The following is a 17,556-nucleotide window of genomic DNA, read 5'->3' as shown; positions in this document are numbered from 1 at the left end:
ACCATTCCGGCGGCTTTCATTCGCAACATTAGCCCCAGGAGGCCACAGCAACAACGGGAAAGTGTGGCTGTGGATAACCGATACGGTAATTTGGGACGGTGCTGATCTCTGACCGCGACATTCGTGCCGAAATTGATTCCGAGCGGATCGTGCTTGAACCGTACGATCCGGCGATGGTCCAGCCGTCGTCCGTGGATGTCCGGATCGACAAGTTCTTCCGGTTGTTCGACAACCACAAGTACGCGCACATCGATCCGGCACAGGAGCAGCCCGAGCTGACGCGGCTGGTGGAAGTGGAGCAGGACGAGGCCTTTATCCTGCATCCGGGGGAGTTCGTCCTGGGTTCCACCTATGAGACCGTGACGCTGCCCGATGACATCGCGGCCCGCTTGGAAGGCAAATCATCGCTGGGCCGGCTGGGCCTGCTGACGCACTCCACTGCAGGTTTCATCGACCCCGGCTTTTCCGGCCACGTCACCCTTGAGCTGTCCAACATGGCAACGCTGCCCATCAAGCTGTGGCCGGGCATGAAGATTGGCCAGCTCTGCTTCTTCCGGCTGAGTTCGGCCGCGGAGTACCCGTACGGCCAGGGGGAGTACGGAAACCGGTACCAGGGCCAGCGCGGCCCCACCGCCAGCCGCAGCCACCTGAACTTCCACCGCACCAGCATCTAGCAGCACCACCCGGTAGCGGCGCGCCTAAAGCTACGGCGCTTAGAACTCCTGCGCGCCCTAAGGCCCTCGGCCGCCTAAAGCTGCGGGGCCACTTGGCGCGGCCGGATGAACGGCTTGGCCAGCGGTTCCACGTACCGCGCGGCCAGCGGGCCCAACACCGCCATCAGCAGCACGTAGGCGGTGGCCAGCGCCGCGAGGTCATGCGGAACCGCCCCCGAGGCAACAGCCAGGCCGGCAATCACGATGGAGAATTCGCCGCGGGCCACCAGGGCGGCGCCCGCCCGGAAACGGCCGGGCCGGGCGATCCCGGCCTGCTTGGCGGCCCAGATCCCGGTGATCATCTTGGTGCCCGCCGTGGCCACCGCCAGGACCAGGGCCCAGCCCAGGACCGGCGGAATGGAGGTGGGGTCCGTGTTGAGCCCGAATGCCACAAAGAAGATCGCGGCAAACAGGTCCCGCAGCGGCTCAAGGATCCGGGTGGCGTTGTGCGCGGTGGCGCCTGAGATGGCGATGCCCAGCATGAAGGCACCCACTGCCGCGGAGACCTGCATGGCGGACGCTACGCCCGCCACCAGCAGGGCGGCGCCCAGGACGTTGAGCAGGAAGACTTCGGAGTTCTCGCTGTGGACGGCCTTGGACACGTGGTGCCCGTGCCGCAGCGCCACCATCAGGACCACGCTGACCACCGCCAGGGCAATCCCCACCGTGGTCAGCCCGCCCAGGAAACTGACCCCGGCCAGCGTGGCCGTGAGGATGGGCAGGTAGACCGCCATGGCCAGGTCCTCGAACACCAGGATGGAGAGCACCACGGGTGTTTCGCGGTTTCCGAGCCGGCCCAGGTCCGTGATGACCTTTGCGGCGATGCCCGAGGAAGAGATGTAGGTGACCCCGCCCATGACCATGGCACCCACGCCGCCCCAGCCCAGGAGCAGGGCGAGCCCGGCCCCGGGCAGGAAGTTCAGGACTAGGTCCAGGATGCCGGCCTGCCACGAACGGCGCAGCCCGGTGAAAAGTTCAGCAGCCGTATATTCCAGCCCGAGCATAAGCAGGAGCAGGATGACGCCGATCTCGCCGGAGAGATGGGCGAACTCGTGCATGCCCTCGAGCTTGATGATGCCGCCGGCGCCGAAGGCCAGTCCGCCCAGCAGGTAGAACGGGATGGGCGACATGCCGATCCGTCCGGCCAGCCTGGCCAGGAGGCCGAGGCAGAACACAACGGCCCCCAGTTCAACGAGGGTCTGGGCCAACGGGTCCATGGGAGCTAGCCGTGGCGCAGGATATAGGCCGCCGAGTCGAGGCCTTCCTGGGTGCCCACTGCCACCAGCAGGTCACCGGGGTGGAGGACGACGTCGGGCCCGGGCGATGGCAGCACCTCACCCTCGCGCATGATGGCAACGATGGAGACGCCGCTCCGGGTGCGGATGGACGCCTTGCCCATGGGCTGGTTCTGGAACGGCGAGTCGGCGGCGATGGAGAACTGCCGGGTGACAATCCCCGGGACGTCCTTGTGCTCCTCCGCGAGCTTCATGGCCAGGTGCGTGCCGCCCAGGAGGTTGCCAAGGGTGGCTGCTTCGTCGCTGGTAAGCGGAATCGACGCCTGGCAGGTATCGGGATCGTCCCAGGTGGAAACGATGAGTTCCGTCTGGCCTTCCCGCCGCTCCACTACGCCGATGCGGCGTCCGGAGGCGGTCATGAAGTCCTTCCGGAGGCCCAGGCCCGGAAGGTTCGTTTCGTCCACGTTCATGGGTCCAGCCTAGTCTGCGTTGCCCTGCTTGGCGGAGTGCCGGAGCCGGACTGGAACGGTCCTCTTAGTTGGCGGGTACGACGGCGACGGGCGCCTTTGCTGGTGACTTCACCGGGAGCAGCACCAGGAGTCCGGCCAGGAGGACCAACATGATGCCCAGGATGCCCCACCGCTGTGCCTGGCCGGCAGGCACCAGCGGGGTTGCCAGGGTGATGCAGAGTGTGAACAGGGCGGGCGCCAGGAAGCTGACGGCCCGGCCGGTGGTGGCATACAGGCCGAAGAGCTCGCCGGATTCCCCGTATGGCGCGAGCCGAGCCAGGTACGCCCGGGACGAGGACTGGGCCGGTCCCACGAACAGGCAAAGGAACAGCCCGAACACCCAGAACGTGGTGCTGCCGGCCCACTGCATTCCAAAAAGGGAATATGTTCCGTTGCCAAGGACCAGGATGGCGGTGCCGGCAATGAGGAGTCCCACCAACGAGCCGGTGATGACCGCCTTGGGACCCACCTTGTCGTCCAGGAACCCGCCGAGCATCGCGCCGATGGCCGCCACCACGTTCCCGAAGATGGCGAAGAAGATCACCTGCGACAGGGCAAAGCCAAAGGTGCCGGCAGCGATGATCCCGCCGAACGTGAAGACGGCGGCGAGCCCGTCACGGAAGACGGCGCTGGCCAGCAGGAAATAGAGGGTGTGCGGGCTGGTGGCGTAGATGGCCTTGATCCGCCGGAACAACAGGCCGTAGCTGGCAAGGAAACCCAGGCGCGTGGCCTGGGTGGTCCGCGGAAGCTCTGGGACGGCGAACAGGACAGGAAGGGCGAAGACGAAGAACCACAGGGCGGAGAAGACGGCCACGAGCCGGATGTTGAGGCTGTCCTGGGTGGACGCACCGAACCAGTCAAAGGCGGGCTGGACGAACAGTTGCAGGACGATCAGGAGGGCCACGATGCCGCCCAGGTAGCCTGCGCCCCAGCCGAAGCCGCTGACCTTTCCGATGTTCTGCGGCGTGGAAACCTGGGCCAGCATGGCGTTGTAGTTGACGCCGGCGAATTCGAAGAACACGTTGCCCAGCGCGATCAGGCATGCGCCGAGGAGCAGGAACTCCGGGCGCGGGAACACGAAGAAGCACAGGGCCGTGAGGACGGCGACGGCGGCTGAGTTCACTCCCAGCCACAGCTTTCGCCTGCCGCCCGCGTCGGAGCGCTGGCCCGTCACGGGTGCCAGCAGCGCGATGGCGAATCCGCCCACGGCCAGGGCCGCGCCCAGCACGGCGGACGCGCTGTCCTCGCCGCCGAAGGCCTTGGACGTCAGGTAGACGGTGAAGACGAAGGTGGTCATCACTGCGTTGAAGGCCGCCGAACCCCAGTCCCAGGAGGCCCAGGCCAAGATGCGGCCCTTGCTGGACAAGGGGGTTCCGGCTTCGAGTTCCGAGGCCGGCTGCATTGCCCCCGGCGCGCTGGCGCTGTTCATACGATGCATCGTATCCGCCGACGGCGAACACCCGGGGGAGCGTGGGCCCGTGCTGCCGGGGATTCTGCCCATTGCGGGCCAATGAGGGGTGAAGGATAGCGCACCTACCTTGGTAAACTGGGCCCTCCCGAACCTTACTTTTTTGCCGCCTGCTCCAACTTTTGACAATCGAATCCCTGACGTTGCGGAGAATCCAGTGATCACAGTCCTTGCCGTGCACTTTTCGGTGGCTGTCCTCGCGCCCTTCCTTTTCCGGGTTTGGGGCCGCAACGCCTTTTACGCGCTGGCGGCAGTTCCCGCGGTTTCCTTCGGCTGGCTGATGCTCCAGCACGGGCCCATCTATTCCGGTCCGGGAACCATCACCGAGACCTTCGAATGGATCCCCAGCCTCCACTTGGAACTGGCCTTCCGCATGGACGCGCTGGCCTGGGTAATGTCCCTCCTGGTGCTCGGCGTCGGCTCCCTGGTGCTGGTCTACTGCGCGCGGTACTTCAAACGGAAGGACCAGGACCTGGGTGCGTTCGGCGCCCAACTGCTGGCCTTTGCCGGCGCCATGTTCGGCCTGGTCACAGCGGATGACCTCCTGCTGCTGTTCATTTTCTGGGAACTGACCACCATCCTGTCCTACCTGCTGATCGGCTTCGCCAGGACCAGGCTTGCCGCCCGCCGCTCCGCCCTCCAGGCCCTGATGGTCACCACCGCCGGAGGCCTGGCCATGCTGGTGGGCCTCATCATGCTTGGCTACACCGCCGGGACCTACCGCATTTCCGGCATCCTGGAGCAAGCCGCTGCGCTCGCAACCGGCCCGTCGGCCGCCCTGGTGAGCGCCGCCGTCGTCCTCATCCTGGTGGGTGCCATCACCAAGTCCGCGCTGGTCCCGTTCCACTTCTGGCTGCCCGGCGCCATGGCCGCGCCCACTCCCGTCAGCGCCTACCTGCACGCCGCCGCCATGGTTAAGGCCGGCATCTATCTGGTGGCGCGGCTCGCGCCAGGCTTTTCGGAGACTGCCTATTGGCAGCCCGTTGTCCTGGGGCTGGGCCTGGCCACCATGCTGGTGGGCGGCTACCGGGCGCTGCGGCAAACCGACATCAAGCTGATCCTTGCCTACGGCACCGTCAGCCAGCTGGGCTTCCTCACCATGGTGGTGGGCCTGGGAACGCCCGACGCCGCGCTGGCGGGCCTGGCCATGCTGCTTGCCCACGGCCTGTTCAAGGCCACGCTCTTCCTGGTGGTGGGCATCATCGACCACCAGTCCGGAACCCGGGACGTGCGCAAGCTGTCCGGCGTCTTCCGCTCCTCACGCGCTTTGGGCATCGTGGCTGCCATCGGTGCCGCGTCCATGGCGGGCATTCCGCTGCTGGGCGGCTTCGTGGCCAAGGAATCGGTGCTGGACGCTTTCGTGCACCACGCCAAGGAGCCGCACTCCGGACCGTGGGGCCTGGTGGTCCTGGTGGGGCTGGTGCTGGGTTCCATCCTCACCTTTGCCTACAGCGCCCGCTTCATGTGGGGTGCCTTTGCCGTCAAGCCAGGCATCGACCCCACCCCGTTCAAGGCGATCACGCCCTCCTTCCTTGCCGCTCCCGCCATCCTCAGCCTCCTCACCATCGTTTATGGGCTTTGGCCGGTTCCGGTGGACGCATGGATCCAGCCGTACGCCGCGCTTTTCGCGTCCACAGCGCCCGACGCCGGCACTCCGGCCGAGCAGGCAGGGCACCTTGCGCTGTGGCATGGCCTCACTCCGGCGCTTGGGCTGACAGCCCTCACCTTCGTGCTGGGCGCCGCCATGTACTTTGGCCGCAACGCGGTGGCCCGGGCCCAGTCGCTGGTCCCGGCGTGGGTGGACGGCGACCGCGCCTACCAGCTGACCATCGGGGCCCTGGACGATGTTGCAGTGTGGATCACCGGGCGCACCCAGCGCGGTTCCCTGTACTTCTACCTTGCCGTGATCCTCAGCGTGGCCTTCGTCCTGCCGCTCGTGGCCATCCTGCTGGGCGGCAGCGCCATGCCGCAGAACATCTACCTGGTGGATCCCAACTCCCCGTTGCAGCTCGTGGCGGGCGCGGGGATCGTGATCGGCGCGCTTGCGGCCGTCAAGGCGAACAAACGCTTCCTTGCAGTCCTGATGGTGTCAGTGACCGGGTATGGCATCGCCCTGGTGTTTGCCCTGCAGGGCGCTCCGGACCTGGCCCTGACCCAGATGCTGGTGGAGACCATCATCCTGGTGGCCTTCGTCCTGGCCATGCGCAGCCTGCCGCCCGAACTGCGCGACCGTACCGGCGGCAGGTACCGGGTGGTGCGCGTCATCATCGGCGTGGGATTCGGCGTGACCATGGTGTTCGCCGCCATCTTCGCCATGGGTGCCCGCACCGCCATTCCCATTTCGCTCCAGTTCCCGCAGCTTGCCTACGAGGGCGGCGGCGGGCTGAACGTGGTCAACGTCACCCTGGTGGACATCCGCGCCTGGGACACGTTCGGGGAAATCAGCGTGCTGGCGCTCGCCGCCACCGGCGTGGCCAGCCTGATCTTCGTGCGGGGACGCGGCGACCGCCTGCAGGCATCGGCGTCCGTTGCCGAAGGCACGGTGGGACGCTACCGCGGCGTGGACCCCGGATCCCGTGACGGGGCCGCACTGGCCATCAGCCGGAAGTTCGCAGCCTCCGCCCGCGACGCCTGGATCGTGGCAGGGCGGACGCTGGCCCCGGAACGCCGCTCCATCATCTTCGAGGTGATCACCCGCCTGATCTTCCACTCCATGATCATCTTCTCGCTCTACCTGCTGCTGGCGGGCCACAACCTGCCAGGCGGCGGCTTTGCCGGCGGCCTCACCGCAGGCCTGGCCCTGACCATCCGCTACCTGGCCGGCGGGCGCTTCGAACTCCGGGAAGCGGCACCGATCAGTGCCGGCGGCCTGCTGGGGACAGGCCTGGCCCTGGCGGCCATCTCCGGGGTGATGCCCCTGCTGCTGAGCGGCCAGGTGTTCCAGTCCGCCATCATCCAGGTGTGGCTGCCCGTGTTCGGTGACATCAAGTTCGTCACCTCAACCATCTTCGATATCGGCGTGTACATCGTGGTGGTGGGCCTGGTGCTGGACGTGCTCCGCAGCCTCGGGGCTGAAATCGATGAACACATGGAGGAACGGTCTGCCGGAGGCGGGCACGAACCGGACCACGACCGGCACGGGCAGGAACCTGACCGCACGCAGGTCCAGGGCCAGCAGGAACCGGTCCAGCAGGAACAGGAACCGGACGGGATTCCTGCCGAGACCACCGCAAAGGGCCACGCATGAGCGTCAACCTGACCCTGCTGATCGTGATGGGCGCCCTGTATGCCTGCGGCATCTACCTGATCCTGGAACGCAGCCTCACCCGCGTGCTGCTGGGGCTGATGCTCCTGGCCAACGCCACCAACCTGCTGATCCTGGCCACCGGGGGCTACGCCGGCCTGGCGCCGCTGTTCGCCAAGGACACGGCCGCCCAGGAGTACAACGACCCGTTGCCGCAGGCCCTGATCCTGACCTCGATCGTGATTTCCTTCGCGGTCACGGCGTTCATGCTGGGCATCATCTACCGCACCTGGGTCCTGGCCCGCCAGGACGAGATCCAGGACGACCTCGAGGACCGCCGCGTGGCCGCCACCCCCAGCTTTGACGCTGAGGACGACGCCGAGATCCCCGCGGAAACCTCCGAGTTCCCGCTCACCATGCTCGGGTCCGACGGCCGGGACATCTCCAACCACGGCGCTTCCAGCGCCGATGCGGGCCTCGCCGACGGAGGCCACGAAACGGACCAGCCCGTGGCCACGCTGGTGGCCGGCGGCCGGGAAATGCCCGCCGAACACGCTGCCGCGGAGGAAAAGCCCGGCTCGCTCAACGTTGACCCCAACCCGGAAGGAGGCGGCAAGTGAACATCGCAAGCCTGGCCCCGCTCGCCGTCGTCCTTCCCATCCTGGGCGCGGCCCTCACTTTCCTGCTCATCCGGCACTCCCGGGCCCAGCGTGCGGTGAGCATCGGCCTGCTGTCGCTGACCCTGCTGCTTGAGTGCCTCCTGCTGGCGTCCGCCTGGAACGGGGGCACTGCCGCGGTGACCATCGGCGGCTGGGTGCCGCCGTTCGGCATCGTCATGGTGGTGGACCAGTTCTCGTCGCTGATGCTGGTGGTGTCTTCCGCCGTGAGCCTGGCCGTGCTGGTCTACGCCACCGGGCAGGGCATGGCCGACGGCGACGAGGACGCCCCGGTCTCGATCTTCCACCCCACCTACCTGATCCTGGTGGCCGGGGTGTCCAACGCGTTCCTGTCCGGGGACCTCTTCAACCTTTACGTCGGCTTCGAGATCCTGCTGACCGCAAGCTACGTGCTGATGACCCTGGGCGGCACCGGGCCGCGCATCAGGGCCGGCGTCACCTACGTGGTGGTGTCCGTAGTGTCCTCCGTGCTGTTTCTGATCGCCATCGCCATGGTCTACGGCGCCACCGGAACGGTCAACATGGCGGACCTGGCCCTCAAACTCGGCGACCTGGACCAAGGCACCAAGACCCTCCTGCACGTGATGCTGCTGGTGGCGTTCGGCATCAAGGCAGCCGTCTTCCCGCTGTCCTTCTGGCTCCCGGACTCCTACCCCACGGCCCCGGCGCCGGTCACCGCTGTGTTCGCCGGCCTGCTCACCAAGGTGGGCGTGTACGCGATGGTCCGCACCGAGACCCTGCTGTTCCCCGGCGACACCTTGAACACGCCCCTGATGGTGGCGGCTCTGCTGACCATGGTGGTGGGCATCCTGGGCGCTCTGGCCCAGAGCGACATCAAACGACTCCTGTCGTTCACCCTGGTCAGCCACATCGGCTACATGGTGTTCGGGCTGGCCATGTCCTCCGCGGTTGGCCTGGCGGCCGCAGTGTTCTACGTGGCCCACCACATCACCATCCAGACCAGCCTCTTCCTGGTGACGGGGCTCATTGAACGCCGTGGCGGCAGTTCCTCCGTGGACCGGCTGGGCGGCCTGGCCAAGCTGTCGCCCATGCTGGCCCTGCTGTTCTTCATCCCCGGCATGAACCTGGCCGGGATCCCGCCGTTCTCAGGCTTCCTTGGCAAGGTGGGGCTGCTGCAGGCGGGCATTGAATTGGGCACGCCGCTGGCCTACGCGCTGGTGATCGGCGGGGTGGTCACCAGCCTGCTGACGCTGCTGGCCATCGCCAGGGTCTGGAACCGCGCCTTCTGGCGCCGCCCCACCGACGCCGAGCATCCGGATCCGGTGCTCCTTGCCAGTCCCGCGGCGAGGGTGTCCGGCCCCGGGGCCAAGGTCAACAACACGGTGACGCTCCTGCCGCGCACCATGGTGGGTTCCACGGCGGGCCTGGTGGTCCTGGGTGTCGCCCTGACCGTGTTCGCCGGGCCGCTGTTCAGTCTTTCGGACCGGGCAGCCCGGGACATGCTCGACCGCACCCCATACATCCACGCGGTCCTGGGAGAGGGCACCGCCGTACCGGGAGCCATGGGCGGGACAAGCGCAAGCACCGGGGGAGGAGCGCGATGAGCCGCAAACGCATTTCCCTGCGCCAGGAACTGCCGCTCCTGGTTTGGCTGGTAATTGTATGGGGTGCCCTCTGGCAGGATTTCAGCCCCGGCAACCTCCTGTTCGGTGCCCTGCTGGCCGTAGGCGTGGCCCGGCTCTTCTACCTTCCGCCCGTGGAGCTCAGCGGCCGGTTCAACATCCTTTACGCCGTGCCCTTTGCCCTGGTGTTCCTGTGGAAGGTGGTGGTGGCCAGCGGCCAGGTGCTCTACCTCGCAACGGTCCGCGGGTCCAAGGTGACCAACGCCGTCGTCGCCGTACGGCTGCGCAGCCACCAGGACCTGATCGTCACCGCCACCGGGCATGTCATTTCCCTCATCCCGGGGTCGCTGGTGGTGGAGGTGGACCGCTCCACCTCCACCCTCTACCTGCACGCACTGAACATCACTTCCCCGGAAGACGTGGAGGGCCTGCGGAACGAGGTGCGGTCCATTGAGGCCGGCCTGATCCGCATCATGGGCAGCCGGGAAGAACTTGAAGCCGTCCGCATGGAGGCCGCCGCATGATGAACGTAGTCCTGGCTGTTACAGCCGTCATCTTTTCGCTGGCCGCGGCCGCAGCCATCATCCGGATCGCCCGCGGACCTTCGCTGCTGGACCGGGTGCTCGCCACCGACGTGCTGCTGGCCATCCTGGGCGGGGCGCTGTGCATCGACATGGCCGTGAACCGGCACCTGAACAACCTGATGCTGGTGGTGGCCATCTCCGTCATCGGCTTCATCGGGTCCGTGACGGTGGCCAGGTTCGTGGCGGACCGGAGGGTGAAGCCTGATGAATCCTGACTTTTCGGGCCCTGACGCCTGGATCGACCTTGTGTCGGCCGTGTTCATGGTGGTGGGGGCGCTCATGTCCCTGGGCGCCGCGATCGGCCTGCTCCGTTTCCCGGACCTGCTGAGCCGCATGCACGCGGCCACCAAGCCGCAGGTCCTGGGCCTGTTCCTGCTGCTGGCCGCGATTGGGCTGCAGATGCGGACATGGTGGGTGTGGCCGGTGCTGGTGGTGGCCTGGATCTTCCAGCTGCTGACGGTGCCCGTATCCGCGCACATGGTGGGCCGCGCGGGCTACCGGACCAAGCACCTGCACCGGGAGCTGCTCACCGCCGATGAGCTGGAGGCCGTGGTGCAAAAAGCCGCCGCCGAGGCTGCCCGGAAGGACAGCCCCGACGACGGCCGGCAACGCTAAGGAAGAGCTAGACGATGTCCTGGGTCTTGGCGAACCGGGCAATGGCGCGCTGGGTGCCGCGGTTTGCCAGGACCTGGATGATGGCGCTGACCGATGCCGAGATCAGTGCAAAGGTCAACGCCGAACGTAGGCTGGTGGGGACATCCTCGTGCTTGCCGGTGGGCGGCTTCTGTCCGGTGGTCTTTTCCCAGATGGTGTTGACCAGCTTGGTGCCGGCCAGGCCTGCGCCGAGGCTCACCCCGGTCCCGAGCAGCTTGATGAGAAGGTTCATTCCTAATACTCCTTGCGGACGGAAAACGGACTGCCTCCAGCCTAGCCGTACACCCGTCGCGGTCCCGGCAAGAGTCGGGGCAAGGGCGTGGCCGGCCGGCGGGGCTTGTTGAACTGGCTAGCCCGCCGGCTGGCTAGGTGGCCTGGGGCTCGGTGCGGAACTTGATCATCTTGTGCGTGCCGTCGCAGTAGGGCTTGATGGCGGACGCCCCGCACCGGCACAAGGCCACCGTTTTCCGCTCCCGGGGCACGGCACCGCCGGATGGGGTGACGATCTCAAATTCGCCCCGGACAATGAGTGGCCCGTCCGGGCAAACCACGATCGAGCTCGCGGCAGGTTCCTGCTCCTCGTGTACCTGGTCCATGTCGGCTCCTGTTCCCTGCTGTTCCAGGCTCATGCCTGCACCGCATCCATCGTTGTTGTTTCTGGCCGGCCCGGGACGCCCTGGCCCTGCCGCGGCGGCGCCTGTCACGCTGCCGCCGGCACGGCCGCCCGGAGTGAAGTCTGCCCGGCTTCCCAGGACGACATCAGGTGGGCGGAAAGGCGGCTGTCGATGGCCATGACGGCCGTGGCCCCGAACAGGACGTCGGCCAGCAGTTGGGGTTCAGCTTCCACCAGGCCGCCGGCGAGGTCGCGTCCGGCGATCTGTTCGTGGACGGCGTCGGCCTCCACGTGCTCGTCAAAGTAGTGCGTGATTTCCGGGCCGAAGCCGTGCCGGCGGAATCCGTTGCCGTAGAAGCGGTTGGGCTGGGAGGACGTCATTTCGTAGATTGCCAGGTGCCCGGTGATGGCACCGCGGAGCCGCCGGTTCAGGCCGCAGAGCGACATGAGGTTGACCGAAGCCAGGGAGACCGCCGGTACGGCGTCCACGTAGGCGCCGTAGCTGTCGTCCAGGCCCAGGCCGCGCATGGTCCGGGCAAACAGCGCGCTGTGCATCCGCTCAGGCCGGCCGCCGCCGTATTCGTCCGCCTGGATTTCCACCAGGGCCGCCTTCGGCCGGCCGCTGAGCCGCGGAATGGCCCATGTGTGCGGATCGGCTTCCTTCAGTTGGTACATGGACTTGTGGACCAGGAACTCTTTGAGCTGGTCCAGTGTGGCTTTCCTGGCCACGTAGCGGGACACGCTGGGACCGGTATCCGTGGCGGCCAGGCCAAAGAGGACGTCGGCAACCGCGTCGCTGGTCATGGCAACCCCGCCGGGCAGTTCGAAGTTCCCGGCGGTTTGGTACGCGGCAGCGCGCAGTGCCGCTTCGAAGGGTTCCTCGATCAACCGCCGGACGCTGATCAGCGCCGGCTCCCATTCCCAGAGGTCTGAAACGCCGTCCAGGCCGGAGTAATGGAGTTCGTAAAGGCAGAAAAGCGAAAGTTGGATGTCCTCGTCGGAGATGATGTCGCCGGACCCGGCCAGCTGCCGCACCACCAGGGAGTACAGCCCGTCCAGGCCCGGCCCGGCGGTGTCCGGAGCCTGCGCCAGGACCTGGAACAGTGCGCTGCTGACGGGTCCTCTGGGTTCCGGGATTCTCATGGTGCTCCTTGGTCTGCCGCACTGCTGACGGGAACGAACGGGGGGCCGCCCATGGTGAGTCCCATGCCCGTCCTCCTCGAAACCCGGGAGACAACATAGTAAGCATGATTACTAATAAAAGCTAAGCGCACTGACCTCCAGGCGTCACGCCATCACAAAGCGGCCGGTCACATCCGGTCCGCTTGGCGCCCGCAGCCCTCAATCCTGCGCCGGCCGGTGTAAACTGGAGCACGCCCGGAAGGGCAATCACAAGCCTTACCCAAACCAAAAAGCAACACTAAAAACGACAGGGGAGCGCCGCCGTCGGGCATCCTGGCACAAGCCGGGCACCGCAGGTGGGCGCTGAGAGTGCGGACAGCCGCAGACCCTCGAACCTGATCCGGTTAGTACCGGCGCAAGGGAGTCGAGTTCTCAAAGTGTCGCGGCTGCACGGCAACGGGCCGTCAGCCGGGTCCACTTTCCCCTCCTGTTTCCCAGGAGGATCACATGAGCACTGCAGCAATCAAGAAGACCACCAGCAGGTCCTGGCGCGTCGTGGACATCGTGGTGGCTGCGCTGGTGGCCATCGCCGGCGGCGTCATCTTCTGGGCGTGGGACCAGGGCGCGGCAGCGCTGTCGGCCCCCATGAACGCCGCCTACCCACCCCTCACCGGGCTGCTGGCCGGCGGATGGATGATCCCGGGCGTGCTGGGCATGCTCATCATCCGCAAGCCCGGCGCCGCCCTGTTCTGCGAAACCGTGGCCGCCACCGGGGAACTGCTCATGGGCTCCCAGTACGGCGCCTCGGTCCTCTTCTCGGGCTTCATCCAGGGCCTCGGCGCGGAAATCATCTTCGCAATCTTCGTGTACCGCAAGTTCAACCTGCCCGTATCGCTGCTCGCCGGCGCCGCGGCCGGATTCTTCTGCGGCCTGAATGACTCCTTTGCGCCGTGGGGCTGGAACATCGCCTACTCGGGCGCGGACAAGTTCGCCTACATCGTCCTCACCACCATTTCCGGGGCAGTCCTGGCAGGTGCCCTGGCCTGGCTCGCCACCCGCGGCCTGGCCCGCACCGGCGTCCTGAGCTCCTTCGCCTCCCGCAAGGCTGCCACGGAGCCAGTCTTCTCCTGATGGCACCCTCCCAGGGCGCCGGCGGCCCCGTCCGCCCAGCCGCCGTCACCGCCCGCGGCTGGGGCTGGCGGCACGCCGGCAGGGCCAAGCCCGCCGTCCATGCCCTTGACCTGGACATCCGCCCCGGCGAGCGGGTGCTGCTGCTTGGCCCCTCGGGCGCCGGAAAGTCGACGCTCCTCCATGCCCTCGCCGGCGTGCTGGGAGACATCAACGACGACGGCGAGGCAGGCGACGCCGACGAGTCGGGTTCGCTGCTGGTTGACGGTGCCGTGCCCCGCTCCCAGCGTGGCCGCGCCGGCCTGATGCAGCAGGACCCGGAGACGCAGGTGGTCCTTTCGCGCGTGGGGGACGACGTCGCCTTCGGCGCCGAGAACCTTGCCGTGCCGCGGGATGCCATCTGGGCGCGCGTGCACGAGGCGCTTGCCGACGTCGGACTGTCCCACCTCCCGCTGGACCACCCGACGTCGGCCCTGTCCGGCGGGCAAAAGCAGCGCCTGGCGCTGGCGGGGATCCTGGCCATGCGGCCGGGGCTGATCCTGCTGGACGAGCCCACCGCCAACCTGGACCCGGACGGGGTGCTGGAAGTCCGCGACGCCGTGGCGCGCTGCCTGGACAAGACGGGGGCCACGCTGGTGGTGGTGGAGCACCGCGTGTCCGTGTGGAAGGACTTGGTGGACCGGATCGTGGTCCTGCAGCCGGGCTCGTCCAGCGAGCCCGCCGTGCTCCTGGACGGGCCGCCGGACCGGGTACTCAGCGAGGCACGGACCATGCTCGCCACCGCAGGGGTATGGGTCCCCGGGTACGTCCCGGCCACCCGGGCCCGGGCTGCGGTGCCGGCGCCGGGAACGGGCAACCTCCTGCTGGCCGCCGAACAGCTGGGCGTCTCCCGCGAACGTTCCCGCCGCCATGGCTTCCGCAAAATCCCGCCCGTCCCCGTCCAGGAAGGTGTAGCCGCCCAGGTCCGCGCCGGGCAGGCGCTGGCCATCACCGGTCCCAACGGCGCCGGCAAGTCCACGTTCGCGCTGACCCTCGCCGGCCTCCTGGAGCCGGTGTCCGGAAAGGTGTCCGCCACCCTGGACCTGAGCCGCGGTGCGGGCATCGACCCGGTCCGGTGGAAGGCCGAGCAGTTGATTTCGCGCGTGGGGACGGTGTTCCAGGAGCCTGAGCACCAGTTCGTGACCGGCAAGGTGCTGGATGAGCTGCGCTTTGGTCCCCGGCACCTGGGCCACGGGGAGGGCCGGGTTGACGAGCTGCTGGAGAGGCTGCGGCTCACCCAACTGGTGGACGCCAACCCTTACACGCTCTCCGGGGGTGAAAAGCGGCGGCTGTCCGTGGCCACCGTCCTTGCCGCCAGCCCCCAGGTCCTTGTCCTTGACGAGCCCACCTTCGGGCAGGATGCCAACACCTGGGCCGAGCTGGCCTCGTTCCTGTCCGAGCTGCTTGACGCCGGAACGGCGGTGGTTTCCGTGACCCACGACGCCGAATTCACGGAGGCGCTGGGCGGCGAGGAGCTGCGCATGGCCGCTGCGGAAGCGGTGGCGCCATGAGGCAGCAACTCACCCTCAGCGGCAACCGCGCGCTCCTGACCCGCGCCAATCCACTCAGCAAATTCGCGGCGGTCCTGCTCATCACGGCCGTCCTTGCCCTGTCCATCGACTGGGTTTCGGCCTCCGTGGCACTGGTCTTTGAGCTGCTGCTGTTTCCCCTGGCCGGGCTCACCCTGTCCCTGCTGTGGCAGCGGGGGTGGCCGCTGATCCTTGCGGCGGCGATTGGCGGGTGGAGCACGTCCATCCTGGCGCCGGACAGCGGCAGGATCCTGCTCGACGCCGGCATCTGGACCATGAGTGAAGGTTCCCTCCAGCTGGGGATCGGCTTTTTGCTGCGCGGCTTTGCCATCGCCCTTCCGGCGGTACTCCTGATGAGCTGCACCGATCCCACGGACCTCGCCGATGCGCTGGCGCAGAAAGCACGCCTGCCGCACAGGTTCGTCCTGGGAACACTGGCCGCGATGCGCCTGGTGGGACTCATGGCCGAGGAATGGCAGACAATCGGCATGGCACGGCGTGCCCGCGGCGTGGGTTCCCGCGGCAGTTTGGCCCAGCGGGTGAAGGCCACGCTGGGGCAAAGCTTCGGGCTCCTGGTGCAGGCCATCCGGCGCGCGTCGAGGCTGGCCGTCACCATGGAAGCGCGGGGCTTTGGCGGTGCCACGCGGACCTGGGCGCGGGAATCAACCTTCAGCCTGCTGGATCTCGGAGTGGTGGCCGGCGGCATCGTGGTGGCCGGGCTGGCTCTTTTCGCGGCTGTCACCGCCGGTACGTGGAATATGGTGTGGCTGGGTAGCTGAGCGTCCGGCCCAGGAACTACGTATGCTTCCCTATCGCACCCGATGGGTACAGCCGTCCCGTAGCCCCCATAAGCGCCGTTGGGTAGTCTCACGGGAGGCCCGATAACTCATTTATGATATATTCGCGGTATGACCCAGGAAACCGCTGAACACGTTGCCGCCATGCTGAGGGACGCCCGGAGCGAGAAAGGGTGGACCCAGGGCCAGTTGGCCGCCGAACTCGGCACCAGCCAGAGCGCTGTGGCCCGGATGGAACAGGGCAAGCAAAACCTGAGCCTGAAAATGATCCAGCGGCTGGAAAACATCTTCGACCGCAGCATCGTCAACGTGGGCAAGCCGCAGATGACCCACCTCCGGGTGGAGGGTGGCCGCACCCTGTCCGGGGCCGTGGACGTGAACAGCAGCAAGAACGCCGGCGTCGCCCTGCTCTGCGCCAGCCTCATCAACCGCGGCACCACAGTGCTCCGCCGGCTGGCCCGCATCGAGGAAGTCAACCGTATTGTCGAGGTGCTGACCAGCATCGGCGTGGAATGCACCTGGCTCAACGACACGGACCTGCGCCTGCGCCGTCCCGCCGTCCTGGACCTGGAAGCGATGGACGTGGACGCGGCACGCAGGACCCGCAGCGTCATCATGCTGCTCGGCCCCATGCTGGACGAGTCCCGGGAGTACCGGCTGCCCTACGCCGGCGGCTGCGACCTGGGCACCCGCACGGTGGAGCCCCACATGCAGGCCCTGCGCGAGTTCGGCCTGTCCGTGGAGGCCACTGCAGGTTTCTACACCGTGCAGGCACCCCCTGCCGACACCCGGGACCGTTCCTTCGTCCTCACCGAGCGGGGCGACACCGTCACCGAGAACGCGATCATGGCCGCGGCGCATCGGCCGGGAACAACCGTGATCCGCAACGCCAGCCCCAACTACATGGTCCAGGACCTCTGCTTCTACCTGCAGATGCTCGGCGTCACCATCGAGGGGGTGGGCACCACCACCCTGAAGATCACCGGCCGGCCCGAAATCGACGCCGAGATTGAATACTTCCCCTCCGAGGACCCCATCGAAGCCATGAGCCTGATCACGGCCGGCATCGTCACCAACTCCGAGGTCACGGTGCGGCGCGTTCCCATCGAGTTCATGGAAATCGAATTGGCCACCCTGGGCCAAATGGGGCAGAAGCTTGAGGTTTCGGGCGAATACATGGCCCGCAACGGCCGCACCCGCCTGGTGGACGTCACCACCAAACCCTCCGAGCTGCGTGCCCCCGAGGACAAGATCCACCCCATGCCCTTCCCCGGGCTGAACATCGACAACCTGCCGTTCTTTGCCGTCATTTCGGCGAACGCCCACGGCCAAACCATGATCCACGACTGGGTCTACGAAAACCGGGCGATCTACCTGACGGAGCTGAACCGGCTCGGTGCGCAGGTGCAGCTCCTGGACCCGCACCGGATCTACGTCAACGGGCCCACCAAATGGCGCGCCGCCGAGGTGGGCTGCCCGCCCGCACTCCGCCCGGCCGCCTGCTTGCTGCTGGCGATGCTGGCTGCCCGCGGCGTCTCCGAACTGCGGAACATCTATGTGATCGAGCGCGGCTACGAGGACCTGGCGGAGCGGCTGAACACCATCGGCGCCAAGGTGGAGTACTTCCAGGACTAGGCTTTCACGGTTCGTCATGAACCGCG

At 67.3% G+C, this 17,556-nt stretch carries 17 protein-coding genes and 1 riboswitch; of the genes, 11 read left to right on the top strand and 6 right to left on the bottom strand.

Going from position 1 to position 17,556, the window contains the following annotated elements; all coding sequences use genetic code 11:
- The first annotated feature begins 98 nt into the window (after positions 1 to 98).
- Positions 99 to 674, top strand: a complete 576-nt coding sequence (gene dcd, locus ACFO0G_RS12225; protein ID WP_286399973.1) for a dCTP deaminase — start codon at positions 99 to 101, stop codon at positions 672 to 674.
- 74 nt (positions 675 to 748) lie between these two features.
- Here dcd and ACFO0G_RS12220 read toward each other — a convergent pair whose 3' ends face one another.
- The 3 genes from ACFO0G_RS12220 to ACFO0G_RS12210 all read right to left on the bottom strand — a co-directional run bounded on the left by ACFO0G_RS12220 (position 749) and on the right by ACFO0G_RS12210 (position 3,886).
- Positions 749 to 1,930 carry a cation:proton antiporter gene (locus ACFO0G_RS12220; protein ID WP_376977865.1) on the bottom strand — a complete coding sequence of 394 codons (1,182 nt, stop codon included), beginning with the start codon at positions 1,928 to 1,930 and terminating at the stop codon, positions 749 to 751.
- A 5-nt stretch (positions 1,931 to 1,935) separates the two neighbouring features.
- A complete protein-coding gene (locus ACFO0G_RS12215) occupies positions 1,936 to 2,418 on the bottom strand; it encodes a cation:proton antiporter regulatory subunit (protein ID WP_286399967.1) in 483 nt (160 codons plus the stop codon).
- Positions 2,419 to 2,482: 64 nt separating this feature from the next.
- Positions 2,483 to 3,886, bottom strand: a complete 1,404-nt coding sequence (locus tag ACFO0G_RS12210; protein WP_376977862.1) for an MFS transporter — start codon at positions 3,884 to 3,886, stop codon at positions 2,483 to 2,485.
- 196 nt (positions 3,887 to 4,082) lie between these two features.
- On the opposite strand from ACFO0G_RS12210, the gene ACFO0G_RS12205 reads away from it, so the two are divergent.
- Genes ACFO0G_RS12205 through mnhG form a run of 6 tightly spaced genes read left to right on the top strand, consistent with a single transcriptional unit; the run spans position 4,083 to position 10,628 of the window.
- A complete protein-coding gene (locus ACFO0G_RS12205; RefSeq protein WP_376977860.1) occupies positions 4,083 to 7,172 on the top strand; it encodes a Na+/H+ antiporter subunit A in 3,090 nt (1,029 codons plus the stop codon).
- Entirely contained in the window at positions 7,169 to 7,789 is a 621-nt protein-coding gene (locus ACFO0G_RS12200; RefSeq protein ID WP_286399959.1) for a Na(+)/H(+) antiporter subunit C, read from the top strand. Before ACFO0G_RS12205 ends, ACFO0G_RS12200 begins: the two co-directional genes overlap by 4 nt.
- Positions 7,786 to 9,411, top strand: a complete 1,626-nt coding sequence (locus tag ACFO0G_RS12195) for a Na+/H+ antiporter subunit D (protein ID WP_286399956.1) — start codon at positions 7,786 to 7,788, stop codon at positions 9,409 to 9,411. Before ACFO0G_RS12200 ends, ACFO0G_RS12195 begins: the two co-directional genes overlap by 4 nt.
- Positions 9,408 to 9,953: a Na+/H+ antiporter subunit E gene (locus ACFO0G_RS12190; protein WP_286399955.1), complete on the top strand. Its 546-nt coding sequence runs from the start codon at positions 9,408 to 9,410 to the stop codon at positions 9,951 to 9,953. Before ACFO0G_RS12195 ends, ACFO0G_RS12190 begins: the two co-directional genes overlap by 4 nt.
- Complete coding sequence (locus ACFO0G_RS12185; protein WP_286399952.1) at positions 9,950 to 10,228, top strand: MrpF/PhaF family protein; 279 nt, start codon at positions 9,950 to 9,952, stop codon at positions 10,226 to 10,228. Before ACFO0G_RS12190 ends, ACFO0G_RS12185 begins: the two co-directional genes overlap by 4 nt.
- On the top strand, positions 10,218 to 10,628 hold the full coding sequence (gene mnhG / locus ACFO0G_RS12180) for a monovalent cation/H(+) antiporter subunit G (RefSeq protein ID WP_286399949.1): 411 nt from the start codon (positions 10,218 to 10,220) through the stop codon (positions 10,626 to 10,628). Before ACFO0G_RS12185 ends, mnhG begins: the two co-directional genes overlap by 11 nt.
- A 7-nt stretch (positions 10,629 to 10,635) precedes the next feature.
- Here the strand turns inward: mnhG and ACFO0G_RS12175 are convergent, their stop codons facing one another.
- The 3 genes from ACFO0G_RS12175 to ACFO0G_RS12165 form a co-directional block, all read right to left on the bottom strand.
- A complete protein-coding gene (locus tag ACFO0G_RS12175; RefSeq protein WP_142132343.1) occupies positions 10,636 to 10,899 on the bottom strand; it encodes a DUF4235 domain-containing protein in 264 nt (87 codons plus the stop codon).
- A gap of 133 nt (positions 10,900 to 11,032) precedes the next feature.
- Positions 11,033 to 11,296, bottom strand: a complete 264-nt coding sequence (locus ACFO0G_RS12170) for a CDGSH iron-sulfur domain-containing protein (RefSeq protein WP_376977856.1) — start codon at positions 11,294 to 11,296, stop codon at positions 11,033 to 11,035.
- Between the two features lie 71 nt (positions 11,297 to 11,367).
- A complete protein-coding gene (locus tag ACFO0G_RS12165) occupies positions 11,368 to 12,423 on the bottom strand; it encodes an iron-containing redox enzyme family protein (RefSeq protein WP_286399946.1) in 1,056 nt (351 codons plus the stop codon).
- Between the two features lie 278 nt (positions 12,424 to 12,701).
- Positions 12,702 to 12,842: riboswitch (TPP riboswitch) on the top strand.
- Between the two features lie 67 nt (positions 12,843 to 12,909).
- On the opposite strand from ACFO0G_RS12165, the gene ACFO0G_RS12160 reads away from it, so the two are divergent.
- The 4 genes from ACFO0G_RS12160 to ACFO0G_RS12145 all read left to right on the top strand — a co-directional run bounded on the left by ACFO0G_RS12160 (position 12,910) and on the right by ACFO0G_RS12145 (position 17,530).
- Positions 12,910 to 13,533 (top strand): ECF transporter S component, encoded by a 624-nt coding sequence (locus ACFO0G_RS12160; RefSeq protein ID WP_286399945.1) that lies wholly within the window; start codon positions 12,910 to 12,912, stop codon positions 13,531 to 13,533.
- Positions 13,533 to 15,080 carry an ABC transporter ATP-binding protein gene (locus ACFO0G_RS12155; RefSeq protein WP_286399942.1) on the top strand — a complete coding sequence of 516 codons (1,548 nt, stop codon included), beginning with the start codon at positions 13,533 to 13,535 and terminating at the stop codon, positions 15,078 to 15,080. Before ACFO0G_RS12160 ends, ACFO0G_RS12155 begins: the two co-directional genes overlap by 1 nt.
- Positions 15,077 to 15,877, top strand: coding sequence for an energy-coupling factor transporter transmembrane component T family protein (locus tag ACFO0G_RS12150; protein WP_286399939.1), 801 nt, complete (start codon positions 15,077 to 15,079; stop codon positions 15,875 to 15,877). Before ACFO0G_RS12155 ends, ACFO0G_RS12150 begins: the two co-directional genes overlap by 4 nt.
- 129 nt (positions 15,878 to 16,006) lie before the next feature.
- Complete coding sequence (locus tag ACFO0G_RS12145; RefSeq protein WP_286399938.1) at positions 16,007 to 17,530, top strand: UDP-N-acetylglucosamine 1-carboxyvinyltransferase; 1,524 nt, start codon at positions 16,007 to 16,009, stop codon at positions 17,528 to 17,530.
- The last annotated feature ends 26 nt before the right edge of the window (positions 17,531 to 17,556 follow it).

The organism is Arthrobacter sedimenti (assembly GCF_042652025.1).
In the GTDB taxonomy this organism is placed as follows: Bacteria; Actinomycetota; Actinomycetes; order Actinomycetales; family Micrococcaceae; genus Arthrobacter; species Arthrobacter sedimenti.
Note: the sequence above shows the minus strand (reverse complement) of the source record. Positions and strands in the feature narration are given on the sequence as shown.